Below are 16,752 nucleotides of genomic sequence, written 5' to 3' on the forward strand. Positions count from 1 at the left end.
TGGGGGGCGTCGGACGTCCTCGCTGGTCCAGGCCGGGCCACGCCGTCCACGCGGCCACGGACGCCCCTCACGGGCGGAGGACGTCGCCCTCCGCCCGCAGGGGGACCCCGGCTCAGTGCGACAGGCGCTGCCTCAGCCAGTCGTGGAACTCCCCGATGTGGTGCTCGGACGGGACCAGGACGCCACCGTTGACGTAGGCCCGGGACGACATGGCCGGCTGGGTCCGCTCACAGGCCTCGAAGTCCTGCTCGTTGACACGGTGGAACAGCTCCACCGACCGGGACACGTCCTTCCCGGACTCCACCACCTCGCGGGTGTACAGCCAGTCGCACTCCACGATCGTCCGGTCGGCCGAGACCGGGAACATCCGGTGGAAGATCACGTGGTCGGGCACCAGGTTGACGAAGACCGTCGGCCGGACGGTGATGGCGTAGTAGCGGCGGTCCTGGTCCTCGTCGATACCGGGGAGCTTGTCGAAGCCCTCGCTGCCGTCGACGGTGAAGCCCTGGACGTCCTCACCGAACTCCGCGCCGTGCCCGACGTAGAACTGGGCGGCGTAGCCGTCGGCGAACTCCGGCAGCACCTCGGTGAGCTCGGGGTGGATGGTCGCGCAGTGGTAGCACTCCATGAAGTTCTCGATGATGAGCTTCCAGTTCGCCTTCACGTCGTAGGTGATGCGGCGGCCCACCGTGAGCGAGTCCAGCTCGTAGTGGTCGATGGACTCGAGGTCACCGAGGCGGTCGGTGATGGTCCCCATGACCTCGTGCTCGAAGGACGGGGGCTCCTCGGCCAGGGAGACCCAGGCATACCCCAGCCACTCCCGCAGGTGCACCGGCACCAGGCCGTACCGCACGCGGTCGATGTCGGGCATCTTCGTCAGGTTCGGGGCCGCGATCAGCTTGCCCTCGAGGTCGTAGGTCCAGGCGTGGTAGGGGCACTGGAAGGCCCGCCTGACCTCACCGGAGTCCTCCGTGCAGATCTGTGCGCCGCGGTGCCGGCAGATGTTGAGGAAGGCCCGCAGCTCCCCGTCCCGGCTGCGGACGACCAGCACGCTCTCCCGGCCGACCTGGACCTTCCGGAACTTCCCGGGCGTCGGCAGGTCGGCCGACCGCACCGCGCAGAACCACATGGTCTCGAAGATCCGGGCCTGCTCGAGGGAGAAGACGGCCGGATCCGTGTAGTAGTGGCCCGGCAGCGTGGAGATGAGGCTCGCGGGGAGGTCGGTGGTGGTCATACGGCACCTCGAGGTTCCGTCGGCGGTCCGGGGGACGCCGGAGGTCGGACGACGCAGACTGCGCCACGCCACGGCCGCCGCCCGCTGACGGGCCCCGGACGACCGGTGTGTTGCACATTACACAGCGGTTCGCGCAGGACGCAACGATGGACGCAGCCTCGGTGCCCATCGAGCCCGTACGGCCGGACGGCGCTGCGGACACGGCAACGGGCGCCTGCATGCACCTCCCCACGCCGCCCCGATCGCGTCGTGGACCGTGGATTCGCCCGCGGGACCGCGCCGACGTCTCGACGATCACGGACGCCGGCACGCGGCGGACCGGCGGGATCAGCCGAAGAAGCCCAGCCTCTTGCCCATCTCGTCGGCGCCCGCCACCACACGCCGGGCCAGCCTCGGGAAGTCCTCCACGCCCATGCGGAACGACGGCCCCGAGACGCTGAGTGCCGCGATCACGTCTCCATCAGCCCCACGGACGGGAGCGGCGACGGCGTTGAGCCCGACCTCGTACTCCTCGGCGGTGGCACCCCAGCCCTGCTCGACGATCCGGTCGAGGTGCTGCTGCAACACGTCGGGGTCGGTGATCGTCGCGGAGGTGAAGCGCGGCAACTCGCGGGAGAGCACGCCCTTGCGGACGGCGTCGGGGGCGTGGGCCAGGAGCACCTTGCCGCTCGACGTGGCGTGCAGCGGCGTGGCCTGCCCCACCCAGTTGTGGGTGCTCAGCGCCGCCGGCCCGCGGGCCTGGCTGACGTTCACGGCACGGTCACTGTCCAGGATGGCGATGTTGACCGTCTCCTCGAGATCGGCGGCCAGCGTCTCGCACACCCGCCGCCCCTCCCGGGCGATGTCGAGCTGGGCGGCGGCGGCACCGGCCAGGCGCACGACGCCGAAGCCCAGCCGGTACTTGCCCCGATCGGCCAGCTGCTCGACGAAGCCCCGGCTCTCGAGCACCGCGACCAGCCGGAAGGCCGTGGACTTGTGCACCCCCAGCTCGGCGGCCACCTCCGTGACGCCGGCCTCCCCGTGTGCCGCCAGGATCTCGAGGACGCTCAGAGCGCGGTCGACGGACTGGACCGTGGCGACCGGGCTCCGCTCCCCATCTGCACCCTGCGGCCCCGTCATGACCTCAGCGTAGGTGGCCGGGCGTGCATGTCGGGCCGCCCACTTGACGCCACCGTGGACTGCGGCCATGCTGTTGCGCTATCGGCACAGCGTTGCGGTCTCCGCAACACTAGTGAGCCTGGAGTGCACATGATCCCGGTCTGCCCCACGACCGCGTTGCCGCCTGGCGAGGCGATCCGAGTCGAGGCCGACGAGCCCATCGCGGTCTTCAACGTCGACGGCGAGTTCTACGCCATCGACGACACGTGCACCCACCAGGACGCCTCGCTCGCCGACGGCTGGCTGGACGGCTGCACCGTGGAGTGCCCGCTGCACGCCTCCTGCTTCGACCTGCGGACCGGCAAGGTGTCCGGCCCGCCGGCCAAGACACCGGTCCGCACGCACCGGGTCGTCGTCCAGGACGGCATGGTCCACGTGCAGGTGGAGCCCGCCGCGGACGGTCTCGCATGAGCCCCACGGTCGCCGTGGTCGGAGCCTCCCTGGCCGGGCTGTCGGCCGCGCGCGCGCTCCGGGAGCAGTCCTACGAGGGCCGCATCGTCGTCATCGGGGACGAGCCGCACGCTCCGTACGACCGCCCGCCCCTGTCCAAGGGGTTCCTGGCCGGCACGGCCTCACTGGACGACATCGCCCTGGGCGCGCCCGACGACGAGGACCTCGGGCTGGAGTGGCGGCTGGGCACCACGGCGGTCGGGCTCGACCACGTCAGCCGCTCGGTGCTCCTGGACGACGGCACCGAGATCCAGGCGGACGGCGTCGTCCTCGCCACCGGCGCCCGTGCACGACGGCTGCCCGGCGACCAGGACCTCGACGGCGTGCACGTGCTGCGGTCCCTGGACGACGCGATCTCCCTGCGCGCGGACCTGGTGGCCGCCGGACGGCTCGTCGTGATCGGTGCCGGGTTCATCGGTGCGGAGGTCGCCTCCACGGCCCGCGCACTCGGGCTGGAGGTGACCGTCGTCGAGACCCAGCCGGTCCCCCTCGCCGGCCCGCTGGGCACCGACATGGGCGCGGTGTGCGCCGAGCTGCACGGCGACCACGGCACCCGCCTGCTGACTGGCACCGGGGTCGCCGGCCTCGTCGGGACCAGCAGGGTCGAGGCCGTGGAACTCACCGACGGCACGCGCCTGCCCGCCGACGTGGTGGTCGTGGGGATCGGCGCCATCCCGAACATCGACTGGCTCGCCCGCTCCGGCGTGGCCCTCGGGAACGGCGTCCTCACCGACGCGTGCGGGGCCACCAACATCCCCGGCGTGGTCGCCGTCGGGGACTGTGCCGCGGCGTGGTCGGCCGCCGCGGAGCGACACGTCCGCATCGAGCACTGGACCAGCGCTCTCGAGCAGCCGGCCACGGCGGTCGCCACGCTGCTGGGCACCGGCGGACCGGCGCCGACCCCGGTCCCCTACTTCTGGTCCGACCAGTACGGCGCCCGCATCCAGTTCGCCGGCTCGCGCCGTGGGGGCGACGTCGCACGCGTGGTGGAGGGCAGCTGCGCCGACCGCAGCTTCCTGGTGGTCTACGAACGCGACGGGCACCCGGTGGCCGTCCTCGGGATGAACCAGCCCCGCCTGTTCACCCGATGGCGCCGGCAACTGCGCTCAGCGGTGCCGACGCCGCCCTGACCGCCCGGCCGGTGGCGTCCGGCGACGATCGCGTGGAGCCGCGAGCGCGGCGGCCGACACCAGGCCCGCGGCGGCGACGAAGGTGACCGGTGCGCCGGCGGCGTCGACGAGCGCGCCGAGGAGGGCGGCACCGGCTGCCTGGCCGGTGGTCAGCGCGATGAACAGGAGAGCCGTGGCCTGCGCGGTCGCCTCCGGCGCCAGCCGGCCGGCCCAGGTGATGAGCACGCCGCTCAGGGCCACGAAGCCGCAGCCGAAGAGGGCCAGGGCCCCGGCGGCGACCACGACGGACCCCGGCCACCAGGCGAGCAGGACCGTGCCGGTGGCGGTCATCGCCACCGGGACCCCCCAGGCGGCGGCCAGGCCGGCTCGGCGCACGACGCTCCCGCTCAGGCCGCCGAGGAGGGCGGCGGCACCGAGCAGGCACCACAACAGCCCGGTGGCCTGGGTCGACAGTCCGCTCCGGGCCGTCACGTCCGGGCCGAACGTCCACACCCCGGCCCCGCCCGCCCCGGCCAGCAGACCGGCGGCCAGCGGACGGACGAGGCGCAGCGGCCGCAGACCGGAGCCCGGCCGGTCCGGGTCAGCCGGGGGTGGGCACCAGCACGCGGACCGGTCGGCCCACCAGGTCACGAGCAGCGCGCCGGCGGCGAAACCGAGCCACGCCCACCGCCACTCCGCCGGCCAGCCGAGGGCCACCAGGCCACCTGCGACGACCCCGGCCCCCGTGCCGCTGTTCACCACCGTCTGCGACCGGGGCTCGGCGGACGGGGGCACCGTCCGGGCCACGGCGGCCACCAGCGCCGGACTGGCCGCTCCCGCTCCGCTGCCGGCGATGAGTGCCCCGATCGCCAGGACCGGTGTCGCCTGCGCGGCGGCGACCACCAGCGCGCCCACGGCGGCGCTGACCCCGGCCGACCACAGGGCCCGACGCGCCCGCCCCCGGTCGACGAGGTACAGGCCCAGGACGGCTGCGGCGCAGTAGGCGAGACAACTGGCCGCGGCGATGCCGCCGGCGGCGCCGGCGGTCAGCCCCAGGTCGGCACGGAACTGCGGCAGGTACAGGCCGAAGCCGTACCGGGTCAGGCCGTAGGTCACCGCGATCACCGACAGCCCACTGACCACCATCGGCACCTGCGGCGCACGCCGGACGGGAGGCCCGACGACCAGCTGTAACGATCGTTTCGTCATAACGGTCGTTATGCTAGAGCCGTGTCCAGAGATGCCGCGAGTCGACCGGCCCGGGAACGCCTGCTCGATGCCGCCGGCGAGCTGTTCTACGAGTCCGGCATTGCCGCGACCGGGGTGGACGCCGTCCTGGCCCGGGCACGGGTGTCACCGGCGACCCTGTACGCGCACTTCTCCGGCAAGGACGGACTGGTGGCGGCCAACCTCGAACGCCGCTTCCGGCAGTGGCGGGACGTCTGGGACGAGGTCCTCGACGAGCGGACCGACCCGGTCGACCGGCTGCTGTCGGTCTTCGACGCGGTCGTGCGGTACCGCGCGGTCGAGGGCAACCGCCGCGGGTGCGCGTTCCTCGCCGCCGCCGTCGAACTGCCGCCGGGTCACCCCGGCCGGCAGTGGCTGGCCGCCGACTCCCGGCTGCTCACCGAGCGGCTCCACGACCTGGCCGAGGCCGCCGGTGCCGGAGACCCCACCGGGATCGCCGACGGCCTGCTGGCCCTCTACGACGGAGCGCTGGCCCGCCTGGCACGCCAGGCGGCCACGCCGGGGCTGGACACCGGCGACCCGCTGCACCGCGCGCGGCGGATGGCGGCCGACTGGCTGGCCGGCCGGGTGCCCCCGGGCCGGCCCTCCGGCTGAGCCCGCCGCAGCGGAGCCTCCCGGCGCCGGAGCGACGCGCAGCCGCCCCGGCGCCGGGAGGCTCTCACCCGCCGGTCGAGGTCCTCAGTCGCGCGGATCCTGCGGACGGCCCAGAGCCTCCACCTGGGGCTGACCCTGCACAGGGACGGACGCGCTCCCCGGCGACACCACGAAGTTGCCGCCCGGGCTGACCGACGGCTGGCCGTTCGCCTCCGAGCTCGCCAGGGGCGGCTGCCCCGCCCCGGCCGCGGTGTCCGACGGCAGTCTCGGCGTCTTCTCCACGACCAGGACGAAGTCGTCGCCGTGGCGGCTGATGCCGTCCACGACGGCCTTCTCGATCGCCAGGGTGGCGTAGTTGCCGCGCAGGACGATGGGATCTCGGCGGAGGTCCTTGACCAGGCTCACGGCCATCGCCGCCATCACCAGGGCGAAGGGCAGGGCCGCGATGATCGTCAGGTTCTGCAGCCCCGTCAGGGCCGCACCGTCCTCGCCCAGGAGCAGCATGATCGCTGCGACGGAGCCCATCACGACGCCCCAGAAGACGACGACCGAGCGGCTCGGCTCCAGGGTGCCGCGCTGCGAGAGCGATCCCATGACGATCGAGGCCGCGTCCGCACCGGACACGAAGAAGATCGCCACCAGGATCATCACGAGGACGGTCGCGGCGGTGGCCAAGGGGTACTGCTCCAGGACGGTGAACAGCTGCCCCTCCGTGGTGCCCTGGCCGGCGACGTCGACGCCGTTGCGCTGGGCGGCGATCCCGGCCCCGCCGAAGACGGCGAACCACAGCAGGCTGACCATGCTGGGCACCAGCAGCACACCGGTGACGAACTGCCGGATGGTGCGCCCCCGGCTGATGCGGGCGATGAACAACCCGACGAACGGCGTCCAGCTGATCCACCAGGCCCAGTAGAAGACCGTCCACCCACGCAGCCAGGCGGCCATCGGGTCTCCGCCGGTGGCCTCCGTGCGCGCGGCCATCGCGCCGAGGTCGGAGAAGTAGCTGCCGACCGCGTCGGGGATCAGGTTGAGGATGAAGATCGTCGGCCCGACGACGAAGACGAACACCGCCAGGACGAGGGCCAGGACCATGTTGATGTTGGAGAGCCACTGGATCCCACGGGCGATACCGGAGACGGCCGAGGCGACGAAGGCAGCGGTCAGCACCGCGATGATCGCCACCAGGACGCCGTCACCGACGCTGCCGAACCAGCCGAGGATCTGCACCCCGCTGCCGATCTGCAGGGCACCCAGGCCGAGGGAGGCCGCCGATCCGAAGAGCGTCGCGAAGATCGCCAGGACGTCGATGACCCGGCCGGTCGGACCGGCAGCCCGCCGCTCACCGAGGAGCGGGATGAACGCCGAGCTGATCAGCTGACGGCGTCCCCTCCGGAACGTGCCGTAGGCGATGGCCAGCCCGACGACGGCGTACATGGCCCACGGGTGCAGCGTCCAGTGGAACAGCGTGGTGGCCATCGCCGTCTGGATGGCCTGGGACGACTCGGCCTCGGTCGTGAGCGGCGGCGGCGAGACGTAGTGGGAGAGCGGTTCGGCGACCCCGAAGAACATCAGCCCGATGCCCATGCCGGCGCTGAACATCATCGCGATCCACGAGATCGTGCGGAACTCCGGCCGCTCGTCGTCACGGCCCAGGGGGATGCGCCCGTACTTGCTGGCCGCCAGCCAGATCACGTAGAACACGAACGTCGTCGCCAGGAGCACGAACAGCCAGCCGAGATTGCCGGTGACCCAGCCGAGGACCGAACCACTGACGGTGCCGAGACCCGTGGGCGTGGCGAAGCCCCAGACGACGAAGCCCAGCGCCATGGCCGCGGCGACGGCGAACAGGACCCTGTCCACGGCCCAGTGGCGGTCGGCGACACAAGGGGGCGGCTCCGCGATGGCCGGGTGGGTGCCGGTCACCGACACGTCCTTGACCCCGACGGTCGGGGCCTCCTCCCCCGGTCCGCCGGCCGCACTGCCGAGGGTGGAGTGAGCTCCCACCGCCTCCGACGGGCCCGGCTGGCCGGAGGACGAGGCTTTGTCGCTTCGCGGTGGCTCCATGACACTCCCCAATCGTGTTGCGTCATTCGAGACCGACTTCGCATGAGGGAACCAGAGGCCCTGCCCCCAGACAAGGGCCGAAGGTGATTCTCCACACAGTCCCGCCGTGACACGACCCTGCGTGGTGCCGGAGCGACGAGGAGACACGGTCACCGCCGCGGGACCGAGACACCACCCCGCGTGATCCACACCTGTTCTCACCGCGGCCTCCGGGCACGGCAGCGCTTGCCGTCGCACGGACCGAGCACCACAGCCGGCGACTCGGACCCGGCGTCCGCGGTCCCCGCGTTCTGCCGTCGTCGACGCCAGGAGGCGCCGGATGCCGACACAGGTGTTTGTCGTCACCACCTCACGCGATGACTTCCGGCACGGCTGTCACCTCGACGGCCAGAGGCCGAGTCGGAGGGTCGTGCCCTGCTCGAGCGCCGCTCAGGCGGGTCGGGCGAGCTCGGCCAGGACCTGTCCCGTGAGCCGTCCCGGCAGGGACGGGTCGCCGGGTGGGTGCTGCTCCCACCGCCCCAGCTGCACCGATGTCTCGACCACCAGGCGGCAGCGGTCGAACCTCCGCTCGCCGAAGCGCTGCAGTGCAGCCGGCACGTCGTCGTCCTGCGCGAGCACCTCGGCGAGGACGACGGAGTCCTCGATGGCCATGCCGACGCCGAAGGCCATCTGCGGCGTGGTGGTGTGGACGGCGTCCCCGATGAGCACCGTCCGGCCACGCGACCAGGGCAGCGGGACGAGCAGCGACTGCAGGGAGCGCACGTCCACCTCGCCGCCCAGTGACTCCCCGACGAGCGGCACCGGGCCGCCGAAGGGACGCAGCCGTTCGCGGAACACCTCGGTCAGCCGCTCCTGCGGCGGCCGTTCCGCTCCGCGTCCGGACTCGAGCAGCCAGACGTAGAGCGCCGTCCCCGACACCGGGACGACGCCGACCTTCCCGAGCTCCGGGCCGCCGTCGAGCATCGAGTACCGCGTCACCTCGGGCGGGCGTGGCGCCGGCGCCCGCCAGATCAGCTGGCCGGTCGCCCGCGGTGCCGGCGCCTCGGGGAGGACCGACGTCCGGGTGCGCGAGTGCAGCCCGTCGGCGCCGACGACGACGTCGACGGTCTGGGCCGTCCCGTCGGACAGCCGGACCTCGACCCGGTCGCCCCGGTCGGCCAGGGTGGTCGCCGTCGTCCCCAGGCGCAGCTCGGCACCGGTGGCCGCGACCGCGCCGACGAGGACCTCGGACAGGGTGGCCCGCGAGAGGGCGATCGACGCCGGGCGGCCCTCGAGCAGTGACGGCGGCGTCAGGGTCGTCCGGACGACGCCGCGGGAGTCGCAGAGGTCGATCTCCTCGTGGGCGTAGCCGTGCTCGATGCAGGGCTCGAGCAACCCCAGGGAGTCCAGCGCCCGCATCGGTGCGCTCTGCAGGACCAGTCCGGGGCCGGACGGGCGGATCTCGGCCTCGGCCTCCACCAGCACCACCTCGGCGCCCTGGGCGGCCAGTGCGACCGCCGCCGTGCACCCGGCGGGGCCGGCGCCGACGACCAGGACCCTCACGTCGCCACCTGCGGTTGCGGTACCGCGGTCCGCGGCGGGAGCGACGTCGACGCGATGAGCCCGGCCTCGCTGCGGAGCCGCACTGCTGCGGACGGGCGGGCGCGGGTCCCTGCCGCGAGGGGATCGCTCCGGACGAGCACGTCGCGCGCCGACGGTGGCCGGGTCACGGGTCCTCCTCCTGGCGACGTGGACGTGGTCAGTGGCGCGCCGCGGCCTCGGCGGCGGGCGTCGCCCGGTCGAACCGCGACGGATCGCCGTCGTAGTACGGCCAGACGCGCCACCGCGCCGCGCCGGTCCGCTCGGGCGGCTCCAGCGTGACCTCCCCGGTGGCCGCCCACTCGACGCCGCGCACGAGCAGGGTCATGAACGGGATCTTGCGGAACGTGTCCCAGTCGTGGCCGAGGACGATGCTCACGCTGCGCCCGGCGCCCCACTCGTGAGCCCACGCCAGGGCCTGGTCGGTGTCCATGCCCGGCAGGTCCTCGATCCCGCCGGGCGGGATGTCCACCGGGGTGTGCGCGTTCGGCCAGCCGGCCCGCCGATAGGTCCCGACGTCGTCGAACACGGTGAGCAGGACCGTGGCGGACGGGTCCAGGCGGGCACCGGTCAGCAGGTCGTCGTTGACGACGGCCCACTCCGCCGGCAGCCCGTCGGTGATGGCGTGCCGCGGCTCGGGGAACCGCACCGTCACCTCCCCCTGGGGCCGGGGACGCAGGCCCGTGGTCCGGCTGAGCGTGGCACCGCGCATCCGGTCGAACTCCTCCGGGAAGCCCCAGTCCGGCTCCTGCACCGAGGAGCCGTGGAACCACAGGACCCCGCGGCCCTTCTCGCGCACGAAGCGCAGCAGCGCCTGCTCGGTGGTGTCCCCGAGCCGCTCGGCCGGCGAGTGGTAGTCGTCACGCCCCTCGTACACGACGAGGACGACGTCGAACCGGTCGAGCAGCTCGTCGCCGATGCCGCGGAACTCCTCCAGCACCCGGACGCGGAAGCGCCCGGTGGACTCCAGCAGCGTCGTCAGCATGGACGTGTGGTGCCGGAAGCTGCGGTGCTCGTTGTCGTGCTCGACGGTGACGCGCCCGGTCGCGAGGAGGACGTCGAGTTTGTCCCCGCTCACGCCTGGGCCGCGACCGACCGGATGTACTCGATCGACGTCGTCGTCTCGACGGCCGGGAAGTACTCCAGCCCGATGGGGCCGTCGTAGCCGGAGGCACGCAGCACGGCCAGCTGCGCGGGCCAGTCGACGTCGCCGCTGCCGGGCTCGTGCCGGCCGGGGGCGTCGGCGAGCTGCACGTACTTCACGAAGCCCGCCGCGTTGGCCAGCTCGGTCGCCGGGTCCTCGCCCTGGGCGATCGAGTGGTAGAGGTCGTAGAGGATCCCGAACGAGTCGTCGCCGATGGCGCGCGCGACGGCCACGGCGTCCTCGGTCCGGTCGGTGAGCGCACCCGGGTGGTCCACGCGGGAGTTGACCGGCTCGAGGACGAACTCGACACCCGAGCCGCGGTGCCGCTCGACCGCCTCGCCGAACATGTCGATGACCACCTGGTGGTTGCGCTGCCGATTCATGCCGGGGAAGCCCACGCCCGAGGCGAGCACGACCCGCGGGCAGCCGAGCCGGCGGGCGTGCTCCACGGCGACGTCGAGGCCCTCGTGGGCCGGCGCGAGGTCGGTGCCCGGGAACGTGTAGCCCATCCGCGGGCCGGCGAGCAGCGAGGTGAGCTGGACGCCGGTGTCGGCCAGCGCCTTCTCCAGCGAGTCCAGGTCCTTGTCGGTGGAGAACCACATCTCGACGGCGTCGAACCCGGCGGCCGCGGCGGCGCGGACCCGGTCTCCGGCGTCCTCGCCGGCTTCCGTGAACAGCAGTTCGATGTTGGCGGAGAGCTGGTACACGTCAGGAGTCCTTCTCGGTCAGGGCGGCCGTGATCGACCGGCGGATGAGGTCGTGCTGCTTGCGGACGAGGTCGACCGGGTCGGCCTCGTCGAGGTCGGCGAAGGCGTGGCCCTCCCACTCGCTGGAGAAGAAGCCGGCGTAGCCACCGCGGACGAACTCCCGGACGATCGCCGGGTAGTCGATGGCCGGCTCGTTCCCGGACTCGTCGATGTCGTAGAACTTCGCGTGCACGTGCACGATCTGCGGCATGATCTCGGCCCACTCGGCGGGATCCACGTGGCCGTGCATGTTGAACGCCAGCCGGGCGAACGAGCCGAGGCTCTCCGGGGCGATGCCGCGCGCGTGCAGGTACTCGACGAACTCCCCGTGCCGGGCGTTGATGTCCGCGTCCGTCGCCCAGATCTCCTGCAGGCGCCCGAGCTCCTCGCGGCGGAGACCCATCGTCGCGAGCTTGCGGAGGATGGTCGGCGACATGGCGTGCATGGTCGAGCTGAAGTCGGCCACGAAGCCCAGTCGCGGGGAGCCGATCTGCTCGTAGGTCTCCCGGATCTCGAGCACCTTCGGCGAGTTCGGCCCGAGCGGCGCGTGGAGCTCCCAGCCCATCGTGAGGTCGAGCTCCTCGGCGACCGGCAGCAGCCGCCGGATCAGCTCCGGCTTCGCGCTCTGGATGCGGACCAGCGGGAAGCCGAGCGCGTGCGCGCTGCGGAACTGGGCGACGGTGAAGTCGTACTCCTCGTCCGGGGTCATGTCCCGGTCGCGGCGGCGGCCCGTGTCGAGGTTGCAGCCGAAGGAGCTGGGCACGAAGCCGTGCCGGTCGAACGCGTCCCGCCAGTCGCGCACGAACTCCGGCGTCACGTCCGGATAGGTGCGGATCGTCTGCGAGGCGACGATCTCGATGCCCGGGCCGATGCCCGCGGCGTCGACGACGTCGAGCAGCCCGGCCAGGTCGTAGCGGCCGGCGGCCCACTCGCTGGTCAGCGAGTAGAGGGTCAGGCCCAGGCGGATGCCGCTGCCCGGGACGGCGGGATCGGCGGCACGCGTGGGTGCGGGAGCGGTCATCGGGGGGCTCCGGACGCGACGAGGGAGCGGCGGTTGCTGGCGTGGTTGGTCACGTAGACCTGCGGGGCGATCTGCATGTACGGCAGCCGCAGGTCGACGGTCACCTCCACGTCGACCTCCTGGCCCTCGGCGGGCGGGTCGTCGAGCGGGACCACCACGACCAGCCGGTCCTGGATGAACCAGAGGACGTCCCACTGGCCGGCCAGCTCGTCGATGCCGAAGGTCCGCTCCCCCAGCTCGACCCGCAGGTCGTCCCCGGGGACCGCGCGGCCCTCGACCGACACGGCGATCGAGCTGACGCTCGACAGCCACAGGCTGCGGTACCAGGGCACGGTGAGCGCGATCCCCAGGCCCTCCGGCCGCCGGAAGAGGCTGTCCCGGGTGAGGACGGTGTCGCCGGTGGCCATCAGGAGACCCCCTCCGGTGCGGCGCTGCCCACGAGCGGGCGCAGCTCGCGCTGCACGAGGTAGCCGGCCAGCAGTGCGCTGGCGGCGGGGTGGGGGCTCTGGTCGCTCTCGACGACGATCCAGCCGGAGTAGCCGGCGTCGACCAGGGCCCGGGTGACCGCCGGGAAGTCGACGAGACCGCCCTCGGCGCCCGGCTCGGCGAACCACCGGACCTCGCGGGCACCTCCGCGGACGCGGACCGTCCAGTGCGCGTGCGGCTGGAGGTACTCCTCGGCGTCGTCGACGGCGAGGGCGTCCTTGAACTGCACGTGCCAGATCCGGTCGCCCATCCGCTCGATGACCGCGAGCGGGTCGATCCCCCCGGCGGTCAGCTCACCGGTGTCGAGAGCGAGGCCGACCAGCGCGGGATCGGTGCGGTCCAGCAGGCTCGGCACGTGGTCCCGGCGCAGCGCCGAGAGGAAGTCCACGTGCAGCGCGAGGCGGATCCCGTGCTCCGCCGTCGCGCGGCCGGCGGCCTCCCAGCAGGCGGCGACCCGGTCGAGGGCGTCGTCGTCCAGGGGCTCCACGTCCCCGGCGCCCGGGACCGGGCGCACGAGGAGCACGGAGCCGCCGAGCGCGGCGAGGGCCTCGGCGAGCCGGCTCGCCCGGGCCACGATCGCGGGGACGTCGGCCTCGGTGAGCGGGGACAGCGGCCCGGTGAGCTCCTCCATCGAGCGCTCGGCCGGGTCCCAGTACCAGCTGCTGACCGCGTCGACGGCGCAGCTGTGCAGGAACTCCCGGAATCCCGCGACCGAGCCGAAGTTGGCGGCGAGCTGCCGCGGGTTGCCCAGCGGCTCCCACCGCCCGGTGCCGTAGGTCAGCTCGACTCCCTCGAAGCCGGCGATCGACATCGTCTTCAGCGCGCGCTCGTGCTGCTCACGCCGGACGAAGTCGTCGAACTGCGGCTTCCACTGGTTGATCGCGTAGGCCCAGCGGATGCCGCTCACCGGTAGATCTCCTCGAGGACGTTCTTCGCGTACCAGCGGGAGATCGCGGTGCTCTCGGAGTAGTCGCCGCCCTCCTTGTTGGCCTTGTCGTGCTCGACGGAGATCCACCCGCGGTACCCGTTGTCGCGGACGGCCGTCATCATCGCCTCGAAGTCGACGAGGCCGTGCGGCGTGCCCATCTCGTAGAACCACTTGCCGGTGGTCGGCGCCATGATCTCGGAGTCGGGGCGGTGCCGGTGGTCGTCGCCGGTGGCCACGTTGCGGGTGTCCTTGAAGTGGAAGCCGCTGACGCGGTGCGCGTGCCGGTCGTACAGCGCGACGGGGTCGAGCCCGGCGATGCAGTGCTGGGCGGTGTCGACGAACAGCGACACGTACCGCGGGTCGGTGTAGGAGTAGAAGGTCTCGATGTCCGGCTCGCTCTGGATGCCGCAGAAGAACTCGTGGTGACAGGTCAGCTTCACGCCGAAGCCGGCGGTGATCTCACCGACCTTGTTCCAGCACTCCGCGGAGTACTTGAGCTTGTCCTCGGTGATCGGCTCCATGTCGTAGAAGAGCGTCGCCGGCATCACGATGATGTTGTCCAGCTCGATCTCCGACCAGCGGCCCATGGTGACGCGGAAGTCCTCGAGGATGTTCGCGTGCGTCTCCGGGAGGTGGGGGGCGTAGTTCCGGACGTCGTAGTCGGCGGCGTGGAACGTGTTCACGATCCGCTCGAGCCCGTGGTCCCGCACCATCTCCTGGTACTTCGCCGGCCCGCCGTAGTCGCCGTACATCTGCCAGATCCGGAAGTCGAACGTGTCGATCGCGTCGAAGCCGGTCGCCTTGATCTGCTTGAGGAAGGCCGACATCGTCTTGTGCGAGTGCCACTGGTCGACCGGTCCGGTGGGGCCGTTGCTGCGCCAGTGGTCCATGTAGGACCACTTGATCGCGCGCTCGTCCTCGGTCACGGCGCTCACGACTTCGGCACCCCCAGCTCGCGCTGCAGGTACCAGCTGTTGAGCATCGCCAGCTCGGCCGGGTTCCCGCCGTGGTCGCTCTCGACGACGACCCAGCCGGGGAAGTCCCGCTCGCGCAGGGCGGCGACGAAGCCCGTCACGTCGACCAGACCGCCCTCGGTGCCGAGCTCGTAGAACCAGCGCTCGATGCGCCGTCCGGCCCCGCCCTTGAGCATCGTCGACTCGGCGCCCGGCATCCGGTACTCCTCCCCGGCGTCGGCGTACCGGGTGTCCTTCAGGTGCACGTGGGTGACGCGGTCCGCGTGCTCCCGGTAGAAGGCGACCGGGTCGATGCCGCCGATCGTGAACTCCGCCGTGTCGAGCGCCAGCCCGACGGTCGCCGGGTCGGTCGCGTCGAGCAGCCCGACGAGTTCCTCCTGGGTGTGCACCGCCCCGAGGCAGTCGTAGTGCAGGGCCAGGCCCAGCCCGGCGGCAGAGGTCAGCTCGCCGATCCGGTTCCAGACGTCCCCGACGACCTTGATCCCGTCGGGATCCAGCGGCGGGGACATCCAGGCCGAGCCCACCGGGCGGACGACGAGCTGCTCGCCCCCCACACCGGCGAGGAAGTCGACGAAGGGCTCCGCCCACTCCACGATCGCGTCGGAGTCGCCGGGGTTCGCCGTCGAGCGGAAGGCATACCCCTCCTCCTCCTCCGTGGGTGCCTGCGGGTCCCAGAAGATGCTGGAGACGCCCTGGACCTTCGCGCGACGCAGGAAGTCGAGGAACCCCTCGTGGCTCCCGTGGTTGGCCAGGATGACCTCGGGCCGGCTGATGTTGTCCCAGCGGCCGGTGCCCGAGGCCAGCTCGATGGTGTCGAAGCCACACGCGGAGACGGTCTTGAGCGCCCGCTGCTGCTCCTCGTGCCGGACGAAGACGTCGAGCCGGACGTTCCACTGGTTCAGCGCGTAGGCCCAGCGGAGGGTGTCCCTCATCGTGCGGCCTCCAGCTCGGCGCGCGCCTCGGCCTCGGCCTCGGCGAGCACGTTGTCGATGTACCACTTCGCCACCGCGGTGGCCTCGGCGTAGCTGCCGCCGCCGAGCTCGGCCTTGTCGTGCTCGACCGTGAGCCAGCCGTCGTAGCCGCTGGCGACGATCTCCTTCATGAGCGCCGGGAAGTCGACGAGGCCGCCCTCGCCCATCTCGTAGAACCAGCGCGTCACCTCGGGCGCCATGAGCTCCGGGTCCGGCGGCGTGCGGTAGGCCTCGTGCTCGTCGACGTTCTTGGTGTCCTTGAAGTGGAACCCGGTGCAGCGGTCGGAGTGGTCGCGGAACAGCTGGACCGGGTCGACGCCGGCGATCGTGTGCTGCGCGGTGTCGCAGAAGAAGTGGACGAGCTCGGGGTCCGTGTACTCGAGGAACGTGTCGACCTGCTCGCGGGTGCGGATCGCGCCCCAGAACTCGAAGTGGCAGGTCGTCGTCATGCCGTGCTCGAGCGTCAGCCTCCCGACCCGGTTCCACAGGTCGGCCACGACCTTGATCGTGTCGTCGGTGACCGGCTCGCTCTGGTGGTACGTGGACGTCGGCATGACGATGAAGTTCTCGACGCCGGTGAGCCCCTCGCACATGCGCAGGGTGTTCGTGCAGTCGGCGACGATCCGGTCGTGGGTCTCCCGGACGTGCGGCGCGGTGTACCTGGTCGCCGACGGGTAGGCGGAGAAGATCCCGGTGATCTTCTCGAACCCGTTGTCCTGCAGGAACCGCTCGAAGCCCGGCACGCCGCCGTACATCCCGGCGTAGAGGGGCAGGTAGAAGAAGAAGGTGTCGAAGCCCGTGAAGCCGAGCGCCGACAGCTGCTTGACGTACCGGTCCATGTAGGCGCGGTTGAACGACGGGGGCTGTGGCCCCTGGGGCGTCTCCGTCACCCAGTGGTCCATGTAGGACCACTTGGTCCAAGCCATCCTGGCCTCGCTTCCTGGAACGTCTTCTCGTCGGTGTCGTGCGGGGATCTCGCGTCGGTGACCGGGGCCACCGACGCATCCGGCGTGGGAGCCGTGTCGGATCGGGTGAGGGGTCGGATCG

Annotated in this window: 16 protein-coding genes; 3 read left to right on the plus strand and 13 right to left on the minus strand. The window is 72.2% G+C overall.

All coding sequences use genetic code 11. From position 1 onward, the window contains the following. Positions 1 to 112 precede the first annotated feature (112 nt). Positions 113 to 1,234: an aromatic ring-hydroxylating oxygenase subunit alpha gene (locus tag BM414_RS08290; protein WP_093578955.1), complete on the minus strand. Its 1,122-nt coding sequence runs from the start codon at positions 1,232 to 1,234 to the stop codon at positions 113 to 115. Between the two features lie 327 nt (positions 1,235 to 1,561). Then, complete coding sequence (locus tag BM414_RS08295) at positions 1,562 to 2,353, minus strand: IclR family transcriptional regulator (protein ID WP_093578956.1); 792 nt, start codon at positions 2,351 to 2,353, stop codon at positions 1,562 to 1,564. A 129-nt stretch (positions 2,354 to 2,482) separates the two neighbouring features. Between BM414_RS08295 and BM414_RS08300 the strand changes: the two genes are divergently transcribed. Further along, positions 2,483 to 2,803 carry a bifunctional 3-phenylpropionate/cinnamic acid dioxygenase ferredoxin subunit gene (locus tag BM414_RS08300; protein ID WP_093578957.1) on the plus strand — a complete coding sequence of 107 codons (321 nt, stop codon included), beginning with the start codon at positions 2,483 to 2,485 and terminating at the stop codon, positions 2,801 to 2,803. Next, a complete protein-coding gene (locus BM414_RS08305) occupies positions 2,800 to 3,972 on the plus strand; it encodes an NAD(P)/FAD-dependent oxidoreductase (protein WP_093578958.1) in 1,173 nt (390 codons plus the stop codon). The genes BM414_RS08300 and BM414_RS08305 overlap by 4 nt, the downstream gene beginning before the upstream one ends. Here BM414_RS08305 and BM414_RS08310 read toward each other — a convergent pair. Beyond that, entirely contained in the window at positions 3,949 to 5,097 is a 1,149-nt protein-coding gene (locus tag BM414_RS08310) for an MFS transporter (RefSeq protein ID WP_245784574.1), read from the minus strand. The two genes, BM414_RS08305 and BM414_RS08310, sit on opposite strands and share 24 nt — an antisense overlap. An 84-nt stretch (positions 5,098 to 5,181) precedes the next feature. Between BM414_RS08310 and BM414_RS08315 the strand changes: the two genes are divergently transcribed. Continuing rightward, entirely contained in the window at positions 5,182 to 5,793 is a 612-nt protein-coding gene (locus BM414_RS08315) for a TetR/AcrR family transcriptional regulator (RefSeq protein WP_093578960.1), read from the plus strand. Between the two features lie 84 nt (positions 5,794 to 5,877). On the opposite strand, the gene BM414_RS08320 is transcribed toward BM414_RS08315, so the two are convergent. The 10 genes from BM414_RS08320 to BM414_RS08360 all read right to left on the minus strand — a co-directional run bounded on the left by BM414_RS08320 (position 5,878) and on the right by BM414_RS08360 (position 16,631). Further along, positions 5,878 to 7,716, minus strand: a complete 1,839-nt coding sequence (locus BM414_RS08320; protein ID WP_093579065.1) for a BCCT family transporter — start codon at positions 7,714 to 7,716, stop codon at positions 5,878 to 5,880. Between the two features lie 570 nt (positions 7,717 to 8,286). After that, complete coding sequence (locus BM414_RS08325) at positions 8,287 to 9,399, minus strand: FAD-dependent monooxygenase (RefSeq protein ID WP_175551495.1); 1,113 nt, start codon at positions 9,397 to 9,399, stop codon at positions 8,287 to 8,289. A 196-nt stretch (positions 9,400 to 9,595) separates the two neighbouring features. Then, positions 9,596 to 10,513: a ThuA domain-containing protein gene (locus BM414_RS08330; protein ID WP_093578962.1), complete on the minus strand. Its 918-nt coding sequence runs from the start codon at positions 10,511 to 10,513 to the stop codon at positions 9,596 to 9,598. Then, entirely contained in the window at positions 10,510 to 11,286 is a 777-nt protein-coding gene (locus tag BM414_RS08335; RefSeq protein ID WP_093578963.1) for a TIM barrel protein, read from the minus strand. The genes BM414_RS08330 and BM414_RS08335 overlap by 4 nt, the downstream gene beginning before the upstream one ends. A gap of 1 nt (position 11,287) precedes the next feature. Continuing rightward, positions 11,288 to 12,346 carry a sugar phosphate isomerase/epimerase family protein gene (locus tag BM414_RS08340; RefSeq protein ID WP_217644615.1) on the minus strand — a complete coding sequence of 353 codons (1,059 nt, stop codon included), beginning with the start codon at positions 12,344 to 12,346 and terminating at the stop codon, positions 11,288 to 11,290. After that, positions 12,343 to 12,753 (minus strand): C-glycoside deglycosidase beta subunit domain-containing protein, encoded by a 411-nt coding sequence (locus BM414_RS30120; protein ID WP_217644616.1) that lies wholly within the window; start codon positions 12,751 to 12,753, stop codon positions 12,343 to 12,345. Before BM414_RS30120 ends, BM414_RS08340 begins: the two co-directional genes overlap by 4 nt. Next, the gene (locus BM414_RS08345) at positions 12,753 to 13,739 is read right to left on the minus strand and encodes a sugar phosphate isomerase/epimerase family protein (protein ID WP_093578964.1); all 987 of its coding nucleotides are present in this window, start codon (positions 13,737 to 13,739) and stop codon (positions 12,753 to 12,755) included. The genes BM414_RS30120 and BM414_RS08345 overlap by 1 nt, the downstream gene beginning before the upstream one ends. Beyond that, positions 13,736 to 14,695: a sugar phosphate isomerase/epimerase family protein gene (locus BM414_RS08350; protein ID WP_245784575.1), complete on the minus strand. Its 960-nt coding sequence runs from the start codon at positions 14,693 to 14,695 to the stop codon at positions 13,736 to 13,738. The genes BM414_RS08345 and BM414_RS08350 overlap by 4 nt, the downstream gene beginning before the upstream one ends. Further along, positions 14,692 to 15,666: a sugar phosphate isomerase/epimerase family protein gene (locus BM414_RS08355; protein WP_093578965.1), complete on the minus strand. Its 975-nt coding sequence runs from the start codon at positions 15,664 to 15,666 to the stop codon at positions 14,692 to 14,694. Before BM414_RS08355 ends, BM414_RS08350 begins: the two co-directional genes overlap by 4 nt. Continuing rightward, positions 15,663 to 16,631 (minus strand): sugar phosphate isomerase/epimerase family protein, encoded by a 969-nt coding sequence (locus BM414_RS08360; RefSeq protein ID WP_093578966.1) that lies wholly within the window; start codon positions 16,629 to 16,631, stop codon positions 15,663 to 15,665. Before BM414_RS08360 ends, BM414_RS08355 begins: the two co-directional genes overlap by 4 nt. Positions 16,632 to 16,752: the final 121 nt, after the last annotated feature.

Source organism: Geodermatophilus amargosae (genome assembly GCF_900116515.1).
GTDB classification, from domain to species: domain Bacteria; phylum Actinomycetota; class Actinomycetes; order Mycobacteriales; family Geodermatophilaceae; genus Geodermatophilus; species Geodermatophilus amargosae.